17 protein-coding genes are annotated in these 18,359 nt (G+C 39.6%); 14 read left to right on the top strand and 3 right to left on the bottom strand.

Annotation, left to right across the window (positions count from 1 at the left end):
• Positions 1 to 357 precede the first annotated feature (357 nt).
• From Q1R07_RS00295 to Q1R07_RS00260, 8 genes are all read left to right on the top strand, one after another.
• A complete protein-coding gene (locus tag Q1R07_RS00295) occupies positions 358 to 1,104 on the top strand; it encodes an electron transfer flavoprotein subunit beta/FixA family protein (protein ID WP_300484814.1) in 747 nt (248 codons plus the stop codon).
• Positions 1,105 to 1,137: 33 nt separating this feature from the next.
• Positions 1,138 to 2,106 carry an electron transfer flavoprotein subunit alpha/FixB family protein gene (locus Q1R07_RS00290; RefSeq protein WP_300484812.1) on the top strand — a complete coding sequence of 323 codons (969 nt, stop codon included), beginning with the start codon at positions 1,138 to 1,140 and terminating at the stop codon, positions 2,104 to 2,106.
• A gap of 214 nt (positions 2,107 to 2,320) precedes the next feature.
• Entirely contained in the window at positions 2,321 to 2,950 is a 630-nt protein-coding gene (locus Q1R07_RS00285) for a bifunctional nuclease family protein (protein WP_300484810.1), read from the top strand.
• 23 nt (positions 2,951 to 2,973) lie between these two features.
• Positions 2,974 to 3,798, top strand: coding sequence for a thymidylate synthase (locus tag Q1R07_RS00280; RefSeq protein ID WP_300484808.1), 825 nt, complete (start codon positions 2,974 to 2,976; stop codon positions 3,796 to 3,798).
• A gap of 46 nt (positions 3,799 to 3,844) precedes the next feature.
• A complete protein-coding gene (locus Q1R07_RS00275; protein WP_300484806.1) occupies positions 3,845 to 4,183 on the top strand; it encodes a 2TM domain-containing protein in 339 nt (112 codons plus the stop codon).
• A gap of 5 nt (positions 4,184 to 4,188) precedes the next feature.
• Positions 4,189 to 4,677 (top strand): dihydrofolate reductase, encoded by a 489-nt coding sequence (locus tag Q1R07_RS00270; protein WP_300484804.1) that lies wholly within the window; start codon positions 4,189 to 4,191, stop codon positions 4,675 to 4,677.
• A gap of 686 nt (positions 4,678 to 5,363) precedes the next feature.
• The gene (gene ubiE / locus Q1R07_RS00265; protein ID WP_300484802.1) at positions 5,364 to 6,095 is read left to right on the top strand and encodes a bifunctional demethylmenaquinone methyltransferase/2-methoxy-6-polyprenyl-1,4-benzoquinol methylase UbiE; all 732 of its coding nucleotides are present in this window, start codon (positions 5,364 to 5,366) and stop codon (positions 6,093 to 6,095) included.
• A gap of 1 nt (position 6,096) precedes the next feature.
• Entirely contained in the window at positions 6,097 to 6,798 is a 702-nt protein-coding gene (locus Q1R07_RS00260) for a porin family protein (protein WP_300484800.1), read from the top strand.
• On the opposite strand, the gene Q1R07_RS00255 is transcribed toward Q1R07_RS00260, so the two are convergent.
• A complete protein-coding gene (locus Q1R07_RS00255; RefSeq protein WP_300484798.1) occupies positions 6,785 to 7,525 on the bottom strand; it encodes an RNA methyltransferase in 741 nt (246 codons plus the stop codon). The genes Q1R07_RS00260 and Q1R07_RS00255 overlap by 14 nt on opposite strands.
• Positions 7,526 to 7,561: 36 nt before the next feature.
• Here Q1R07_RS00255 and Q1R07_RS00250 point away from each other — a divergent pair, with 36 nt between their 5' ends.
• Genes Q1R07_RS00250 through accD form a run of 3 tightly spaced genes read left to right on the top strand, consistent with a single transcriptional unit; the run spans position 7,562 to position 12,122 of the window.
• Positions 7,562 to 10,117 (top strand): BamA/TamA family outer membrane protein, encoded by a 2,556-nt coding sequence (locus Q1R07_RS00250; RefSeq protein ID WP_300484797.1) that lies wholly within the window; start codon positions 7,562 to 7,564, stop codon positions 10,115 to 10,117.
• 47 nt (positions 10,118 to 10,164) lie between these two features.
• Positions 10,165 to 11,232 carry a class II fructose-bisphosphate aldolase gene (fbaA, locus tag Q1R07_RS00245; protein ID WP_300484795.1) on the top strand — a complete coding sequence of 356 codons (1,068 nt, stop codon included), beginning with the start codon at positions 10,165 to 10,167 and terminating at the stop codon, positions 11,230 to 11,232.
• Positions 11,233 to 11,267: 35 nt separating this feature from the next.
• Positions 11,268 to 12,122, top strand: coding sequence for an acetyl-CoA carboxylase, carboxyltransferase subunit beta (gene accD / locus Q1R07_RS00240; RefSeq protein ID WP_300484793.1), 855 nt, complete (start codon positions 11,268 to 11,270; stop codon positions 12,120 to 12,122).
• Positions 12,123 to 12,157: 35 nt separating this feature from the next.
• Here accD and galE read toward each other — a convergent pair whose 3' ends face one another.
• Together galE and Q1R07_RS00230 are read right to left on the bottom strand one after the other, a co-directional pair.
• Positions 12,158 to 13,174 (bottom strand): UDP-glucose 4-epimerase GalE, encoded by a 1,017-nt coding sequence (gene galE / locus Q1R07_RS00235; RefSeq protein ID WP_300484792.1) that lies wholly within the window; start codon positions 13,172 to 13,174, stop codon positions 12,158 to 12,160.
• Positions 13,175 to 13,212: 38 nt separating this feature from the next.
• Positions 13,213 to 14,343, bottom strand: a complete 1,131-nt coding sequence (locus Q1R07_RS00230) for a DegT/DnrJ/EryC1/StrS family aminotransferase (RefSeq protein ID WP_300484790.1) — start codon at positions 14,341 to 14,343, stop codon at positions 13,213 to 13,215.
• Between the two features lie 139 nt (positions 14,344 to 14,482).
• On the opposite strand from Q1R07_RS00230, the gene Q1R07_RS00225 reads away from it, so the two are divergent.
• The 3 genes from Q1R07_RS00225 to Q1R07_RS00215 are packed head-to-tail and all read left to right on the top strand — an operon-like array spanning position 14,483 to position 18,332.
• Complete coding sequence (locus tag Q1R07_RS00225) at positions 14,483 to 15,730, top strand: glycosyltransferase N-terminal domain-containing protein (RefSeq protein WP_300484788.1); 1,248 nt, start codon at positions 14,483 to 14,485, stop codon at positions 15,728 to 15,730.
• Positions 15,714 to 16,163, top strand: coding sequence for a GNAT family N-acetyltransferase (locus tag Q1R07_RS00220; RefSeq protein ID WP_300484785.1), 450 nt, complete (start codon positions 15,714 to 15,716; stop codon positions 16,161 to 16,163). Before Q1R07_RS00225 ends, Q1R07_RS00220 begins: the two co-directional genes overlap by 17 nt.
• 27 nt (positions 16,164 to 16,190) lie before the next feature.
• On the top strand, positions 16,191 to 18,332 hold the full coding sequence (locus tag Q1R07_RS00215) for a S46 family peptidase (protein WP_300484783.1): 2,142 nt from the start codon (positions 16,191 to 16,193) through the stop codon (positions 18,330 to 18,332).
• Positions 18,333 to 18,359: the final 27 nt, after the last annotated feature.

The following is an 18,359-nucleotide window of genomic DNA, read 5'->3' as shown; positions in this document are numbered from 1 at the left end:
ATTAAATATATCGATTCGTCGCGACGCATTTCTTCGCTCATCGCTTCACAAATCGCTTCTCTAAACTGTATCGTTCTCATTTATTTTGTTTTTCCTTGTTTATTCAATTGGCAAAAGTAAAAATTTTAAATCACTTAGCCGCGTTTCACGAACAATTATAACATTCTCTTGTTATAAAGACAAAAAAGTTTTGATTTCGCAAAAAAGCTTTTCTTTTCAGAACCTTTTTAAAATTATTAGGAATTTATCCTTTAGATCGTTGAAAAAAAGGTATTTATTATGCGCGCATAGCATTTTATTGAAATAAAATCACTACTTTCGTTGCTCAAAAATTAATCAACTTTAACTTTAATTAAAATGAAAATATTAGTTTGCATCAGTCATGTGCCTGATACTACTTCAAAAATTAACTTTGTTAATGGCGATTCAGAATTTGACACAAACGGTGTACAATTCGTAATTAATCCGAATGATGAGTTTGGTTTAACCAGAGCCATTTGGTTTAAAGAGCAACAAGGAGCAAATGTAACGGTGGTGAATGTTGGCGGACCTGATGCAGAAGCGACCTTACGTAAAGCATTGGCAATTGGTGCCGATGAAGCTATTCGTGTGAACGCTGTTCCTACCGATGGTTTCTTCGTAGCAAAACAATTGGCCGAAGTGGTTAAAAACGGAAACTACGATTTAGTAATTGCCGGAAAAGAATCATTAGACTACAACGGTGGAATGGTACCTGGAATGTTGGCTGCCTTAACCGGATCGGATTTTATCAACTCTTGTATCGGTATTGAAGTAAACGGAACCAGCGTAAAAGCGGTACGTGAAATCGACGGAGGAAAAGAAACCCTTAGCGCCACCCTACCTTTAGTAGTAGGAGGACAAAAAGGTATCGTTGAAGAGAAAGACCTACGTATTCCGAACATGAGAGGAATTATGACGGCTCGTACAAAAGCGTTGACTATTTTAGAACCTGTTGCAGCAGACAATAATACAAAAGCTGTAAAATTCGAAAAACCAGCTCCGAAAACAGCTGTAAAATTAGTAAGTCCTGATAATCTGGACGAACTGATCAACCTTTTACATAACGAAGCAAAAGTTATCTAATTTTTCATCCTTTAATTTTAAACAAAGAAAATCATGTCAATTTTAATATATGCTGAATCAGCAGAAGGAAAATTTAAAAAAGTAGCTTTCGAGTTGGCTTCTTATGCTAAGAAAGTTGCTGAGAAAATGGGAACGACTGTTACCGCTGTAACGGTAAACACAAGCGATGTTAGCGCCCTTTCCAAATACGGAGTAGACAAAGTATTAAAAGTAAACAACGATAAATTGGCTGCGTTTAACGCAAAGGCTTATGCTGATGTGATCAAACAAGCTGCACAAAAAGAAGGAACGAAAGTAGTGGTTTTATCATCGACTACCGACAGTTTGTATTTAGCGCCATTGGTAGCGGTAGGTTTAAATGCCGGATACGCTTCCAATGTAGTAGCATTACCGGAAAGCACTTCTCCTTTCACTGTAAAAAGAAATGCCTTCTCAAACAAAGCATTCAACATTACAGAAGTGGCTACCGATGTAAAAGTAATCGGATTAGCGAAAAACTCATTCGGTTTGGTAGAATCGGCTTCCCCTGCGACTGAAGAAGATTTCGCACCATCATTAAACGATGCGGATTTCTCAATCAAAGTTGAAAACGTAGAAAAAGTAACCGGAAAAGTAACCATTGCCGATGCGGAGATTGTAGTTTCTGCAGGACGTGGATTAAAAGGACCTGAAAACTGGGGAATGATCGAAGATCTTGCTACAGTTTTAGGAGCGGCAACGGCTTGTTCGAAACCGGTATCCGATTTAGGATGGAGACCTCATAGCGAACACGTAGGACAAACCGGAAAACCGGTAGCGGCCAACCTGTATATCGCGATTGGTATCTCGGGAGCGATCCAGCACATTGCCGGAATCAACTCATCAAAAGTAAAAGTAGTAATCAACCCGGATGCAGACGCACCATTCTTTAAAGTTGCCGATTACGGAGTAGTTGGTGACGCATTCGATGTTGTACCAAAATTAGTGGAGAAATTAAAAGAATTTAAAGCACACAATTCTTAATTTTCAAACAACCATACCAAACGGGCTTTCTAATCTAAAGATTTAGTATCTTTGTTAGTAAGCCCGTTTTTTTTTATTTTTAAAAGCGAAAATTTTAGGTTTACTTTGCAAACCTTTTTATGACACCCGGAGACCTTTTAAAATCCGTAGCCTCGTAAAAAGACGGCAAAGCCAAAGTACTGCCGTTCAAAAAGAATAATGTAGCAACCTCCAGATGAGCTTAGTAAAATTAACGATAAAAGGAATTTCATACAGTCAGACGCAAAACGGCGCATACGCTTTAATTTTGAACGAGGTAGACGGCGAGCGAAAATTACCGATCGTCATCGGTGCTTTTGAAGCCCAGTCGATCGCCATCGCTTTAGAAAAAGAGATCAAACCACCTCGTCCGTTAACCCATGATTTATTCAAAAATTTTGCCGACCGTTTTGACATTGTCGTAAAACAGGTGATCATCCACAAGCTAGTAGACGGTGTATTCTTTTCGAGCATTATCTGCGAAAGAGACCGCATTGAAGAAATTATCGATGCCCGTACTTCCGATGCAATTGCTCTGGCACTTCGTTTTAACGCTCCTATTTTTACCTATAAAAACATACTCGACAAAGCCGGTATTTATTTAAAAGTCAGCCCGATTGACGAAAACAGTAAAAAAGAAGAAGGCGACGATCCGTTGAGCAGTCCGGAGACATTCGGATTAACCGACGACGAAACTGTTTCCGGAGAAACCTACTCCCAATACAGTCTGGCCGAATTATACGATTTACTGGAAACTGCCGTTCAGAATGAAGATTATGAAAAGGCCGCCAAAATACGCGACGAAATTTCCAAAAAAGAATCCTAATCCCAAGCAATAGCCTACCCATCATGAGACAATATTTAGATTTAGTACAACACGTTTTAGACAACGGAAGTCAGAAAGGCGACCGAACCGGAACCGGAACCAAAAGTGTTTTCGGTTATCAGATGCGTTTTGATCTAAGCGAAGGTTTCCCGTTGGTAACCACCAAAAAAGTACACTTAAAATCTATTATTCACGAATTGCTTTGGTTTTTAAAAGGCGAAACCAACATTGCTTATCTAAAAGAAAACGGCGTTAAAATCTGGGACGAATGGGCCGATGAAAATGGCGATTTAGGTCCGATTTATGGCCATCAGTGGCGTAACTGGAATGACGAAGAGATTGATCAAATAACCGAGCTAATCGATACGCTTAAAAACAATCCGAATAGCCGACGTATGTTGATTTCAGCCTGGAATCCGAGTGTTCTACCCGATACCTCCAAATCGTTTGCCGAAAATGTAGCCAACCACAAAGCGGCTTTACCGCCTTGTCATGCTTTTTTCCAGTTTTACGTATCCGACGGTAAATTATCCTGTCAGTTATACCAGCGTAGTGCCGACGTATTCTTAGGCGTACCGTTTAACATTGCTTCCTATGCCTTGTTCACAATGATGATTGCACAGGTATGCGATTTAGCACCGGGTGATTTTATTCACACTTTCGGAGACGTACACATCTACAACAACCATATCGAACAAGTTCAATTACAATTGACGCGCGAGCCGCATGCCTTACCAAAAATGATTCTGAATCCGGCCGTTAAAAATATTTTCGATTTTACCTTTGAAGACTTTACTTTAACCGATTACGATCCGCATCCGGCCATTAAAGGAGCTGTTTCTATTTAATTTTTAAAAGAAATTACTTATCTTTATTTCCATAAAACAATTCTATATGGAAATAAACCAACACGAGCTGTATGAATATGCCAGACAACGCTTAAAACAAAAAAAGCGTCTCTATTTTCATTTTGTCCTGTTTTTCCTGGGAAGCATATTCTGTATTATAGCCAATAAGCTATTGAATGTTAAACCGGAAATGGACTGGTACTTATGGGTGATCACCATATGGTTTTTTATTTTTGTACTGCATTTTATCCGTGTGTTTATTACCGATAGTTTTATGAATAAAAAATGGGAACGGGCTCAGATTGACAAACTCATGTTACAACAGGAGCGCAAAATAGAACAACTTCAGAAAGACATCGACAAAAAGAACAACACGCCACAATAAACAACATGATTACGATTATCGCTGCTGCGGCAGAAAACAATGCATTGGGTAAAGACAACCAGATGATCTGGCATTTACCGGATGATTTTAAACGTTTCCGCCAATTAACAACCGGACATTATATCATTATGGGACGCAAGACTTTCGAAAGTCTACCGAAGCTACTTCCCAACCGTACGCATGTGATCATTACCCGGCAACAGGATTATCCGGTTCCCGAAGGTTGTATCCGCGTTAATTCCCTGGAAGACGCGATCAAAGCTTGTCCGCAAAATGAAACTATTTTTATTATCGGTGGCGGCGAAATTTACAGACAATCGCTATCCCTTTCCGATACTATCGAACTAACCCGTGTTTTCACCAATCCGGAAGCCGATGCTTATTTCCCGGAAATCCATCCAAGCGAATGGCAACTGATTTCGGAAGAATTCCATCCAAAAGACGAAAAACACGCTTTTGATTTTAGTTTTCAGACCTTTACAAAAATAAAATAGCACCATTGCTATAACCAAAAAAAATCGCCTACGTTTTTAGAGCAATTACAAAATGCGTGAAATTGCGAGATTATTCGATAAGCTCGCAATTTTTATTTTCATAGGCAAACCACATAAAAAAACATCCGGATGTTACCATCGGGATGTTTTATAAATAAACTTGCTATATCAAAAGTTATTCGGTTTTATTCGAGTGAAAGTACCTGATAACATAAAATAAAGATTGCCACCGTTAGCAATAATCCTGAGATAAAAATGATAACATTAGCAAACCGTTGAGAATACATCTCAAAAAAGCCTTTAATACCAAATACCACAAAAGTACTAAAGACAAAAAAAACTAAAATTTCCAAAAACAAATTTAACCCAAAGAACGTTTGCGGTACCCCATATTCAGCGGGGTTAAAGTTAAACCCACTGTTGATACTCTCTACCAGAATCAATGTGACGACCAGTACCAATAGCATCCATTTCAATTCCGAAAAAAATAATTTTGATAGCATAGTTCATTACTTTTATACACTGTAAATTTCCCAATAATAACAACGCCAGACAATCGCTAAATCTTTGTATTTTTCACCTCACTAAATTTAGTGAACCCTATCTAACCAAATATTGCCAATAACAAGGCTATTCTTTTCAAATACGGCACTTTTCTATTATCTTTGCTCCAAATTTCTCATAGAATGTCAAAAAATATCACGCCTTATAAAGATTCCGAACTCGGAAAAAAAGAACAAGTAACCCAAATGTTTGATACGATTTCCGGGAAGTACGACAATTTAAATCGTGTTATTTCTTTTGGTATCGATATTAAATGGCGCAATAAGGTTTTAAAAATTGTTTCCGACAAAAAGCCGCAAACCGTTTTGGATATTGCCACCGGAACCGGCGATTTGGCTATTTTGATGACCAAAACCAGTGCGACTAAAATTATCGGATTGGATATTTCATCCGGCATGCTTGAAGTTGGGAAACAAAAAATTGAACACCTCAACCTTACCGACAAAATCGAAATGGTTTTAGGTGATTCTGAAAACATTCCTTACGGCGACAATTATTTTGATGCGATCACCGTAGCATTTGGTGTACGAAATTTTGAAACATTGGAAAAAGGATTATCCGAGATTTTACGGGTATTAAAACCGGGCGGTGTTTTTGTGATCCTGGAGACTTCGGTACCTACCCGTTTCCCTTTTAAACAGGGCTATCACTTTTACACCAAAAACATTTTACCGTTAATCGGGAAACTGTTTTCCAAAGACAAAGTAGCCTATTCTTACCTATCCGAATCGGCTTCCGTTTTTCCACATGGCGAAGCGTTAAACAATATTTTGCGAAAAGTTGGGTTTATAGATGTGAAACATGCTCCTCAGACATTCGGAGCGGCAACGATATATTCAGCGTCAAAAAAATAACATGAGAAAATTCATCCTTATTTCCTTATTACTTCTGTCACTAAACAGCTTTTCACAGTCGATGTTTAGTAAAAATCCGGTTATTAACCTGGAAAACTTTGACAAACAACGCGTACACTGGGGCTATTTTTTAGGATTCAGTAGCTACGATTTTAAGTTTGATTATATCAAACCCGGCGTCGACATTGAAGTAAAAGGAACCACCGGATTTAACGTAGGTCTGGTTGGAAACTTAAGGATAATGGAACACCTCGATCTTCGTTTCGAACCCGGATTGTATTATACGCAACGGGATCTTACTTTTCACGATCCGAGTCTAACCCGACCGGTAGAACAATTACGCGAAGTAAAATCGACCTATATTCATTTCCCGTTATTGCTTAAATTCTCCTCACAGCGCTTTGGAAACGTACGACCGTATGTAGTTGGCGGATTCTCCAAGTCCTTGAATCTGGGCAGTAACCATGACGCAACAGACGATAACTACGCCTACCGTTTTCGTATGACCCGTTGGTCCACCAATTATGAATTGGGATTGGGTGTTGATTTCTATCTGGAATACTTTAAGTTTTCACCATCCATTCGCGGTGTATTCGGAATTAACGACGAGCTAATCCGCGATAACAATCCGAACAGTCCGTGGACCGGAAACGTAGAATCGATGAAAACCCGTGGGATTTTTATCAATTTTACTTTCCACTAAAAAGACCTCTTTTAAATTCGCTAAGGATTATAGCGGTAGCCGTGGCCACATTTAAGCTTTCGGTAACTTGTAAATTCCCAAAACGCGGAATTGCAATCCGTTCTGTAGTACGCTTTTCAATCGATGCCGAAATACCATTGGCTTCATTCCCCATAACAATGATTCCGTTTTCCGGAAGTTTTTGCTCATAAATATTGGCGCCATCCATAAACGTTCCGAAAACCGGTAATTCCGTTTTTTCCAGAAACGCTTCCAGATCGGTATATACTACATTCACCCGTGTAATCGAACCCATTGTTGCCTGTACCACCTTTGGATTGTAAATATCAACGGTTTCGTTCGAACATACCACATGTGAAATCCCAAACCAGTCGCTCAAACGCAAAATCGTTCCGAGATTCCCCGGATCGCGGATATCGTCCAAAGCCAGAATCAATCCGGTTTCGGCAATTGGCTTTTCCTCCGGAATACGAAACAACGCCAAACAGGTATTTGGTGTCGTTAACGCACTGATTTTTTTTAGCTCCGCCTCCGAGATAAGCGTTACTTTATTTTGCGGAAGCGTATCAAAAATAGCATCAACCGAATACAAATGGTAGAGCTCAAAATTGGAATTCAGTAATTCTTGAATTACCTTTATACCTTCAGCAAAAAATAATTCATGTTGTTTTCTATATTTTTTTTGCTGTAAACTCGTTATTAGTTTGATTTGGTTTTTACTAACCATAAAAAAATGTATTTTTGACTTACTATTGTAATCGATTTGAAAAAAAATTTATCAAAAATAGCACTATTTCTCTTATTAGGTGCAATTTTATATTCTTGTTCTCTTGTTAAAAGAGTACCCGAAGGACAGCATCTTTTAATCGAGAACACGGTAATGGTTGACGGTAAGAAAGAAAAAAGCGAGACTATTTTAAATCAGCTTTATCAAAAACCGAATAGTTCCATTCTAGGTTACCGCTTGCGATTACAGATGTACAATTTGGCACGGAAAAGTCCGGAAGCCGATTATCAGTTATGGCTGGAAAAGAAACCCAAACGCCATAAATTCCTAACCGACCTATTATCTGAAAAACAAGTACAGCGATTGGGACAATCCTTTTTTGTATCGGGTGCCAGTACGTTCCTAAAAAAAACGGGGGAAGCTCCTGTGATCATCGATTCTATCAAAGTACAGAAATCCAGAAACCGAATGTTGTCTTACTATTTCAACGCCGGTTATTTCAACAATAAAATCACGTATAAAATCGACACCTTACCCAACAAACGCGGCAAGGTGAACTACGAGGTTAAACTGGGCGCGCCTTATATTGTCGACAGCATTACTACTTCGATCAAAACAGCAGCTTTGGATTCGTTGTTTGAACACAATAAAAACCAATCGTTAATTGTAAAAGGCAAACAATACAATTCGCAGTATTTTAGTGATGAAAGAAAACGAATTGCTACCCATTTCCGCAATAACGGAGCGTATTATTTCCAGGAAACCAATATCGAATATGATGTTGATACGGTAGCAACCAACCACAAAGCCCATGTCGATATCCTGATCGACGACCGAACCGTTAAAAAAGGAGATTCCCTGATAAAGGTTCCTTTTAAACTGTATACCATTAGCGAGGTCAATATTTTCACTGGAAATACCAATAACAAAAACAAACAAAAAGTAGCCGATAGTACCAGCTATAACAACTTTAACATTTACAGTTCCGACAAACTGAATTACCGTCCGAAAGCGATAACCGATGCGATATTTATCACCAAAGGCAGTAAATTCAGTGATTTTAGAAGACAGTTAACCTCGCGTTCTTTAAGTAACCTGCGTGTGTTTAACTATCCGAATATCGAATATGAAGAAGATAAAAACGATACGACCGGAACGTCACTGATTGCCAACATCATCTTATCGCCGCGTAAAAAATTCAACTTTAATGCTACGGCCGATTTTATGCATTCCAACATTCAGGATTTTGGTATTCTGGGAAGTGCGGCACTTTCGATTCGTAACATTTTTAGAGGTGCCGAGATTCTCGAAATCGCTTTGCGTGGAAATATCGGTTCGTCTCAGGATCTTGCCAATCCGAATAACGTATTTTTTAATATTTCGGAATACGGAGCCGATGTCAAACTATCATTTCCACGAATCTTTTTCCCGTTAAATACCGATAAGATTATTCCGAAAAACACCCTACCAACCACACAGATGAGCCTTGGCCTTTCGCGTCAGCAAAACATCGGTTTGGATAAAGAAAGTTTTACCGGGATTCTCAACTATAACTGGAATCCGAAACGAAACACCAATATCCGTTTCGATCTGGTCAATTTACAATACGTTCGCAACGTAAACCCGGGTAATTATTTTAGCGTGTACCACTCGTCATACGACCGTTTGAATGGTCTGGCACAGGTTTACAATACCGATCCAACCAATTTGGACGAAGAAGGTAATCTATCCATTCCGCAGGGAACCACCGGTTTTATCAACGAAGTATTAGGCGGACAAACAAGTCTTACGCCAAACGACAACGATTATTACGCTATTCGGAGTATTGAAGAACGGAGACTGCGTCTAACCGAGAACAACCTTATCCTTGCGACCAACATCACCTATACCAAATCCAGTCGTACCAACATTAACGACAACGATTTTTACACCTTTAAAACCAAACTGGAATCGGCCGGAAACGTCCTGAGTCTGATTTCCAAAATCGAAAATCAGGAAGCGGATATTTACGGTCGTAAAAAATTTTTTAACGTCGAATATTCCCAATATATCAAAGGAGAAATCGACTTTATTAAAAACTGGGATTTAGGCGGCAAGCAGGTTATTGCGGCACGCGCTTTTACCGGACTGGCAATTCCGTACGGGAATTCCAATTCGATTCCGTTTTCGCGAAGTTACTTTGGCGGTGGATCGAACGACAACCGGGCATGGCAGTCGTATAGTTTAGGTCCGGGGCGAAGTGGTGGTTTAAACGACTTTAACGAGGCCAACTTTAAAATTGCACTGAGTGCCGAATACCGTTTTAATATTTTTAATAAACTAAACGGTGCCTTTTTTGCCGATGCCGGAAACATCTGGAACGTTTTTGATAACGTAACCGATGAAGAAAGCGTTTTCGAAGGCTTCAAATCGTTACAGGATATTGCATTAGGTACCGGAATTGGTTTCCGCTATGATTTAAACTTCTTTGTAATCCGTTTGGATGTTGGTTTTAAAACCTACAACCCGGCCAAAGAAATGAAGGAAAGATGGTTTCGCGATATCGTACCAAATCGCGCCGTCTTAAATATTGGAATTAATTATCCTTTCTAATTTTAGAAATTATTATTTTTGTCAAAATAAATTAAAACAACAACACAATGGCTCATACAATAAAACCAGGTGTAGCAACCGGCGATCAAGTACAGGAAATCTTTCGATATGCAAAAGAAAAAGGCTTTGCCTTACCCGCAGTAAACGTTACGGGATCAAGCACTATCAACGGTGTTCTGGAAACAGCTGCCAAATTAAATGCTCCTGTTATTATCCAGTTTTCTAACGGAGGTGCTTCGTTTAATGCCGGAAAAGGACTTTCCAACGACGGTCAGAAATCGGCTATTTTGGGTGCCATTGCCGGAGCAAAACACATCCATACGCTGGCAGAAGCCTATGGTGCTACCGTGATTTTACACACCGACCATTGTGCTAAAAATTTATTACCGTGGATTGACGGTTTACTGGATGCCAGTGAAGAACACTTTAAGCAAACCGGAAAACCATTATTCAGCTCACACATGATCGATCTTTCCGAAGAGCCGATTGAAGAGAATCTGGAAATTTCCAAAAAATATCTGGAGCGTATGAGCAAAATGGGAATGACACTGGAAATCGAATTGGGAATCACAGGTGGTGAAGAAGATGGTGTAGACAATTCGGATGTAGACAGTTCCAAATTATATACACAACCGGAAGAAGTAGCTTATGCTTATGAGGAATTGATGAAAATCAGCCCTCGTTTTACTGTTGCCGCTGCTTTTGGAAACGTTCACGGTGTTTACAAACCGGGTAACGTAAAACTAACACCAAAAATCCTTAGAAACTCTCAGGAATACGTTCAGAATAAATTCAGCACCGGACACAACCCGGTTGATTTTGTATTCCACGGCGGATCCGGTTCGACATTAGAAGAGATCAGAGAAGCGATTTCATATGGCGTTATCAAAATGAACATTGACACCGACCTTCAGTTTGCTTTTACCGAAGGGGTTCGTGACTATATGGTATCAAAAATTGACTATTTAAGAACACAGATCGGAAATCCGGAAGGAGCCGATGTTCCGAATAAAAAACACTACGATCCTAGAAAATGGGTTCGCGAAGGAGAAATTACGTTTAACACACGTCTGGAACAGGCGTTTAAAGACCTGAATAACGTTAATACATTATAATGTAGTAACATTCAGATTAATTCAAATTTAAAACTATGGCTTGGTTTAAAAGAACAGCAAAAGGGATTCAAACCGCAACTGAAGATAAAAAAGATGTGCCGAAAGGACTTTGGTACAAATCACCGACAGGAAAAATCATTGATGCTGAAGAATTGGCAAAAAATCTTTGGGTAAGCCCGGAAGACGGATACCACGTTCGTATTGGTAGTAAAGAATATTTTGAAATTTTATTCGACAACAACGAATTTAAAGAACTGGATGCCAACATGACTTCTAAGGATCCGCTTAAGTTTGTGGATACTAAAAAGTACAGCGATCGTTTAAAAGACGCTATTGACAAGACCAAATTAAAAGATGCGGTTCGTACAGCGGTAGGAAAATCAAAAGGAAAAGACCTGGTTGTTGCTTCAATGGATTTTGCGTTTATCGGAGGATCAATGGGAGCTGTTGTAGGGGAAAAAATTGCCCGTGCGATCGATTATTCCATCAAGCATAAAGTACCATTTGTAATGATTTCCAAATCGGGTGGTGCCCGTATGATGGAAGCGGCATACTCCTTAATGCAGTTAGCCAAAACATCTGCAAAACTGGCGCAATTGGCCGATGCAAAAATTCCATATATCTCCTTATGTACCGATCCGACAACCGGAGGAACTACAGCATCCTATGCGATGTTAGGTGACATTAATATTGCCGAGCCAGGAGCCTTAATCGGTTTTGCCGGACCACGTGTCGTAAAAGACACCACCGGAAAAGACCTTCCGGAAGGATTCCAAACATCCGAATTCGTTTTAGAACACGGTTTCCTTGACTTTATCACGCCTCGTAAAGAGTTAAAAGACAAAATCAACTTATACCTTGATTTAATTTCAAATCAACCGGTACGATAATAAAAAATCCCGACTTATAGTCGGGATTTTTTATTTTATATATTTCGAACTTTCTGTTCCCATTTCCAGGCAGCGCCCAACGCTTCTTCCAGCGTTAATTCCGCTTTCCAGCCCAATATCTGGTTTGCTCTGTCGGTATTCGCATAGGCTTCAATAATATCCCCTTCACGTCGACCAACGATTTTATAGGGCAACGGTTTTCCACTCACCTTTTCGAAGGTACGGATCACTTCCAATACGGAACTTCCTTTTCCGGTTCCGACATTAAACACCTCAACCTTACTTTCATTTTTATGATCAATTAATCGCTGTAAAGCCACAACATGCGCTTTAGCCAGATCGACTACATGAATATAATCACGGATACAAGTACCATCGGCTGTTGGATAATCATCACCATACACCGACAATTCCTTACGGATACCAATAGCTGTTTGCGTAATAAACGGCACCAGGTTTTGTGGTACACCAACGGGAAGTTCACCTATTTCGGCTGTTTCGTGGGCTCCAATCGGATTAAAATAACGTAGTAGTATCGCATTGATACCGGAAACCTTCGTTACATCGGTAATAATTTCTTCTCCTATTCGTTTGGTGTTTCCATAGGGTGACATCGCCGGTTGAACCGAAGCACACTCCGTGATCGGCATATTTTCGGCCTGTCCGTATACGGTACACGAAGAACTGAAAATAAAATACGATTCTTTTTTCTTCTGTAATTCCTGTAACAAATAAACCAACGATGCAATATTATTCTCATAATACAGCAACGGATTTTCCACACTTTCGCCCACTGCTTTTGAAGCGGCAAAATGAATAACACCGGTAATATCGTTGTGTTTTTCAAAAAAAGCGGTTACAACAGTTTTATCACGCAAATCAATTTGCTCAAACACCGGTTTTATACCAATTATTTTCTCAATACCTGTCAAAACATCTATAGACGAATTGGACAGATTGTCGACAATAACCACTTCAAAACCCTGACGGTATAATTCTACTACAGTATGGGATCCTATAAAACCTAAACCTCCGGTAACAACTACTTTCATTTATTTTTGAATATGAACACGAATATACGCGAAAAGGTTTATTTTAAAAATTCCAGAATACTATCGGTAATAAATTTAATCTGTTCGTCATCCAATTCGGTATGCATTGGTAATGAAATCACTTCATTCACCAATTGATTGGTCACTGGGAAATCGGCTTCATTATAACGACTATCGGCATATGCTTTCTGACTGTGTAACGGAATCGGGTAATAAATCGCACACGGAATACCTTTATCGATCAGGTGTTGCATCAATGCATTGCGATCGGCGTTCAGAATTCGCAAGGTATACTGATGAAACACATGGCTTCCTTTATCGCCTTTTACAACCGGAGTTACAATATTGGCATGTCCTGCAAAAGCCGCATCATATTTTTGAGCCGCTAACTGACGTGCATCATTATAGATATCCAGCTTTGGTAACTTCGCGTTTAAAACCGCCGCCTGCATACTGTCTAAACGGGAATTCACGCCCACTACATCATGATGGTAACGCACATACATTCCGTGGTTTACAATTCCGCGTAATTTATAAGCCAATTCATCGTCGTTGGTAAAAATTGCACCACCATCACCATAGCATCCTAAGTTTTTAGACGGGAAAAATGAGGTCGACGCCACATGTCCAATCGTTCCTACTTTCTTTTTACTACCATCGGCATATTCATAATTGGCTCCGATTGCCTGTGCATTATCTTCGATCACAAACAGATTGTGTTCGTTTGCAACCGCCATGATGGCTTCCATATTTGCCGCCTGTCCGAACATATGTACCGGAACAATCGCTTTCGTTTTTGGCGTGATCGCTTTTTTAATTGCGTCCACCGAAATATTAAACGTATCCGGATCAACATCTACCAAAACCGGAGTCAGTTGCAACAAGGCAATTACCTCAACCGTTGCCGCAAACGTAAAATCGGCTGTAATCACCTCGTCTCCGGGTTGTAATCCCAATCCCATCATTGCGATCTGAAGTGCATCGGTACCATTCGCACACGGAATAACGTGTTTTACATCCAGATAATCTTCTAATGCCTTTTGGAATTGATGTACCTGCGGACCATTGATAAATGCCGTCGTATCCAGCACTTCCTGGATCGACTGGTTAACCTGCTCTTTTATTTGTTCGTATTGACCTTTAAGATCAACCATTTGTATTTTTTTCATGTGCTTTCTAAATTGCTTTGTAACGATTCGAAATTCCTTTCCCAAAAGGAATTAAAACAAGCAAAAATACTCATTTAATGACGTTACACCAATCAAATTAACGTAAAGAACCGTAATTTAGCGACACAAATTTTCGCCTATGTTTTTTTTATACGATTTACTGGTTCGGATGGCTGGTTTTCTGATCCGTTTTATTGCTATGGTAAGCCCTAAAATCAAGTTGTTTACCGAAGGCCGGAAAAATGTTTTCACCACGTTGGAATCCGCAATACAACCTACGGATAAAACCATCTGGTTCCATGCCGCGTCACTGGGCGAATACGAACAAGGACTTCCGGTAATGGAACAAATCAAAACCAATTATCCGTCGCATAAAATTGTACTGACTTTCTTTTCCCCATCGGGTTATGAAGTTCGGAAAAACAATACCGTAGCCGATGTAACCGTATATTTACCGTTGGACACCCGATCGAATGCCGTTCGTTTTATCAAAACCGTTCATCCTGATCTTGTATTTTTCATCAAATACGAATACTGGCCCAATTACCTGGACGTTTTAAAACAACAACAAATTCCGACCTATCTGGTTTCCGGTATTTTCCGCGAAAAACAATCGTTCTTTAAATGGTATGGTTCGTTTTACCGAAATGCACTAAAAAGCTTCCGTTACTTTTTTGTTCAGAATGAAAAATCAAAACAGCTTTTACAAAGCATCGGATTTCACAATGTAAAAGTGAGCGGTGACACCCGATTTGACCGGGTTTCGGCCATCTTGGAACGCGACAATACCCTTGATTTTATCGAAAACTTTAAAGCCGACACAACTACTATCGTCATTGGCAGTTCGTGGCCAAAAGACGAAACTTTGCTTGTGGATTATATCAACCGCTGCACCGATCCGGTTAAATTTATCATAGCGCCCCATAACATTAAATCCGAACAAATTCAGGAACTCCAAAAAAGCATTTCCCGAAAAACGGTTTTATTTTCCGAAAAAGATTCGATTACCGATTTAAGCGATTACGACGTTTTTATTATCGACACCATTGGTATACTGACCAAAATATACAGTTACGCCGATATTGCTTATGTAGGCGGTGGTTTTGGTAAACCGGGCGTTCACAACATATTGGAACCGGCCACTTTTGGCGTACCGATTGTAATTGGCCCTAATTTTTCCCATTTTGCCGAGGCCATAGCCTTGGTTAACATGGAAGGCTGTACTTCCATTTCGAATCAAAAAGAACTGGATGAAGCGTTCTCCAACCTGATTCAGAACGAGGATATCCGTTTCGAAAAAGGTCATATTTGCAGCACCTTTGTACAAATGAATCAAAATGCTACCAAAAGCATTGTAAACCATATTAAAAATGAATACGCAGTTTAAACCTTTGGACCATCAGCATATTCCCGACATCATTGCGATGATGCAGGATTTCTATGCCATCGACAACTATCCTATCGATATTCCAACCACCGAATCGCTTTTTGCAACGTTTCTTGAAAATGAAAATCATGGAAAAGCCTGGCTGATTTATTCGGATGATATTCTGGTAGGCTATGTGATTCTTACTTTTATTTTTAGTTTTGAATACAAAGGCCGTTATGCCTTTTTAGACGAATTATACCTTTCTGAAAAAGCCCGCGGCAAAGGAATCGGCAAGGAAGCCATCCATTTTATCCAGTCGGAAGCTCTTAAATTAAAGTTAAAAGTTCTTTACCTGGAAGTCGAAAACCATAACGAAAAGGCTCAAAAATTGTATCTTGCCCAGAATTTTACCGATCACAACCGTAAAATCATGAAATACAAAGTCGTATAACCAAAATAATCAAATAAAAACAATCCAATGAAACTTTTAAGACTACTTGTCCTATTGTTCGTTTTACCGGTTTCCGCGCAACAGGGCGGAATGTGGATTCCTTCGCTTTTAAAAGGAATGAACGAAAAAGAGATGAAAACCTTAGGAATGAAAATATCGGCAGCCGATATTTATGATGTCAACAAATCCAGTTTAAAAGATGCCGTACCGCATTTTAACGGTGGTTGTACCTCAGAAGTCATTTCTTCCAAAGGTTTATTATTAACCAACCACCACTGTGGATATGGCGAAATCCAGTCCCACTCAACTGTTGATCATGACTATTTGACCAATGGATTCTGGGCAATGAAACAAGAAGACGAACTACCGAACAAAGATCTGGAAGTAACTTTTATTGTAAAAATTGAAGATGTAACCAATAAAGTACTGGAAGGCGTTGCCGCATTAACAAGTGAAGCCGACAAGCAAAAGAAAATCCAGGAAAACATCAGTACCCTAAGCCGTACGTTGCCAAAAGAATCCTGGCAGGAAAACAAAATCCGTACTTTTTATGACGGAAACCAGTATATTTTGTTCCTAACAGAAACCTATACCGATGTTCGTTTGGTTGGTGCTCCGCCATCATCAATCGGAAAATTCGGATCGGATACCGATAACTGGGTTTGGCCACGCCATACCGGAGATTTTTCTTTATTCCGAATCTATGCCGACAAAAACAACCGTCCGGCTGCATATTCCAAAGATAACGTACCGTACAAACCGAAACATTTCTTCCCGGTTTCTATAAAAGGCGTTAAAGAAAACGATTTCACAATGGTAATGGGTTACCCGGGTCGTACTCAGGAATACCTTCCGTCGTATGCTGTAGCGCAAATTGTAAACGATCTGAATCCGGCAAAAATCGAAGTGCGTGATGCCGCTTTAAAAGTTCAGGACGGTTTTATGCGTAAAGACAACGCGATCAAAATCCAATATGCGTCCAAATATGCCAGCATTGCGAACTATTGGAAAAAATGGATCGGCGAAACCAAAGGTTTAAAAAAATCAAACGCCCTGGCGATCAAACAGAAGTTTGAGCAGGAATTCCAGGACAAAGTAGCAAAATCCGGGAAACAGGCCGAATATGGCAATTTGTTAGCTGATTTTAAAAAGAACTATACTGAAATCGCTCCGTATGCCCTGAGCCGTGATTATTATACCGAAGTGGTTCTACGAAATACCGAATTATTGAGTTTCGGATACCGTTTATTCCAATTGGAACAAGTTTACAATGCTAAAGGCGAACAAGCTTTTAACGATCGTAAAAACAACCTGATTGCCGGTTTTGAAGATTTATACAAAGATTTTAATGCAAATGTTGACGAAAAAGTTTTCGAACAGCTAATCGCTTTATATGCTACCAAATCGCCAAAACAATTTTTACCGGCTAGTTTGACAAATGCCGACACTAAAAAACTGACTCAAGAAGTTTACAGCCAGTCCAAACTAACCAGTTATAATGGTTTAAAAGAATTATTGAATGGTGATGCCAAAACGGTAATCGAACGCATCAATAACGATAAAGGATTCCAGTTGGTCAAATCGATGGCTGATAGTTACCTTAAAAACGTAGCGCCAAAATACGACGAGTTGAATCTTAAAAACATCGCTTTACAACGTACGTATATGAAAGCTATTCTGGAGCTATTCCCGAATAACCGTATTTTCCCGGATGCGAACAGTACCTTACGTGTTACCTACGGAAAAGTAAAAGGCTATAGTCCTAGCGATGCGGTGATCTACGAGCCAATGACCTATTTGGATGGTGTGATCGAAAAATACGTACCGGGTGATTATGAATTTGACGTACCTGCCAAATTAATCTCCTTATATAATAATAAAGATTACGGACAGTATGCTGAAAAAGGACGTATGCCGGTATGTTTTATCGGAACAAACCATACAACGGGTGGTAATTCCGGAAGTCCGGCTTTGGATGCAGAAGGAAACCTTATCGGGTTAAATTTCGACCGTGTTTGGGAAGGAACGATGAGCGATATCCACTACGATCCGGCGATTTGCCGCAACATTATGGTCGATATTCGCTATGTTTTGTTCATTATTGACAAATATGCGGGGGCAAAACACCTTGTTGACGAGATGAAAATCGTTCAAAACAAGAAAAAATAATCGCTTTTTTTCAACCGCGCAAAATAT

This window comes from Flavobacterium sp. (assembly GCF_030146175.1).
Taxonomy (GTDB): Bacteria; Bacteroidota; Bacteroidia; order Flavobacteriales; family Flavobacteriaceae; genus Flavobacterium.
This window is presented reverse-complemented; position numbering and strand designations above follow the sequence as displayed.

Coding starts and splice junctions, on each gene's coding strand:
- Q1R07_RS00295 (WP_300484814.1), top strand. CDS start 358: ATGAAAATATTAGTTTGCATCAGTCATGTGCCTGATACTACTTCAAAA.
- Q1R07_RS00290 (WP_300484812.1), top strand. CDS start 1,138: ATGTCAATTTTAATATATGCTGAATCAGCAGAAGGAAAATTTAAAAAA.
- Q1R07_RS00285 (WP_300484810.1), top strand. CDS start 2,321: ATGAGCTTAGTAAAATTAACGATAAAAGGAATTTCATACAGTCAGACG.
- Q1R07_RS00280 (WP_300484808.1), top strand. CDS start 2,974: ATGAGACAATATTTAGATTTAGTACAACACGTTTTAGACAACGGAAGT.
- Q1R07_RS00275 (WP_300484806.1), top strand. CDS start 3,845: ATGGAAATAAACCAACACGAGCTGTATGAATATGCCAGACAACGCTTA.
- Q1R07_RS00270 (WP_300484804.1), top strand. CDS start 4,189: ATGATTACGATTATCGCTGCTGCGGCAGAAAACAATGCATTGGGTAAA.
- ubiE (WP_300484802.1), top strand. CDS start 5,364: ATGTCAAAAAATATCACGCCTTATAAAGATTCCGAACTCGGAAAAAAA.
- Q1R07_RS00260 (WP_300484800.1), top strand. CDS start 6,097: ATGAGAAAATTCATCCTTATTTCCTTATTACTTCTGTCACTAAACAGC.
- Q1R07_RS00255 (WP_300484798.1), bottom strand. CDS start 7,525: ATGGTTAGTAAAAACCAAATCAAACTAATAACGAGTTTACAGCAAAAA.
- fbaA (WP_300484795.1), top strand. CDS start 10,165: ATGGCTCATACAATAAAACCAGGTGTAGCAACCGGCGATCAAGTACAG.
- accD (WP_300484793.1), top strand. CDS start 11,268: ATGGCTTGGTTTAAAAGAACAGCAAAAGGGATTCAAACCGCAACTGAA.
- galE (WP_300484792.1), bottom strand. CDS start 13,174: ATGAAAGTAGTTGTTACCGGAGGTTTAGGTTTTATAGGATCCCATACT.
- Q1R07_RS00230 (WP_300484790.1), bottom strand. CDS start 14,343: ATGAAAAAAATACAAATGGTTGATCTTAAAGGTCAATACGAACAAATA.
- Q1R07_RS00225 (WP_300484788.1), top strand. CDS start 14,483: ATGTTTTTTTTATACGATTTACTGGTTCGGATGGCTGGTTTTCTGATC.
- Q1R07_RS00220 (WP_300484785.1), top strand. CDS start 15,714: ATGAATACGCAGTTTAAACCTTTGGACCATCAGCATATTCCCGACATC.
- Q1R07_RS00215 (WP_300484783.1), top strand. CDS start 16,191: ATGAAACTTTTAAGACTACTTGTCCTATTGTTCGTTTTACCGGTTTCC.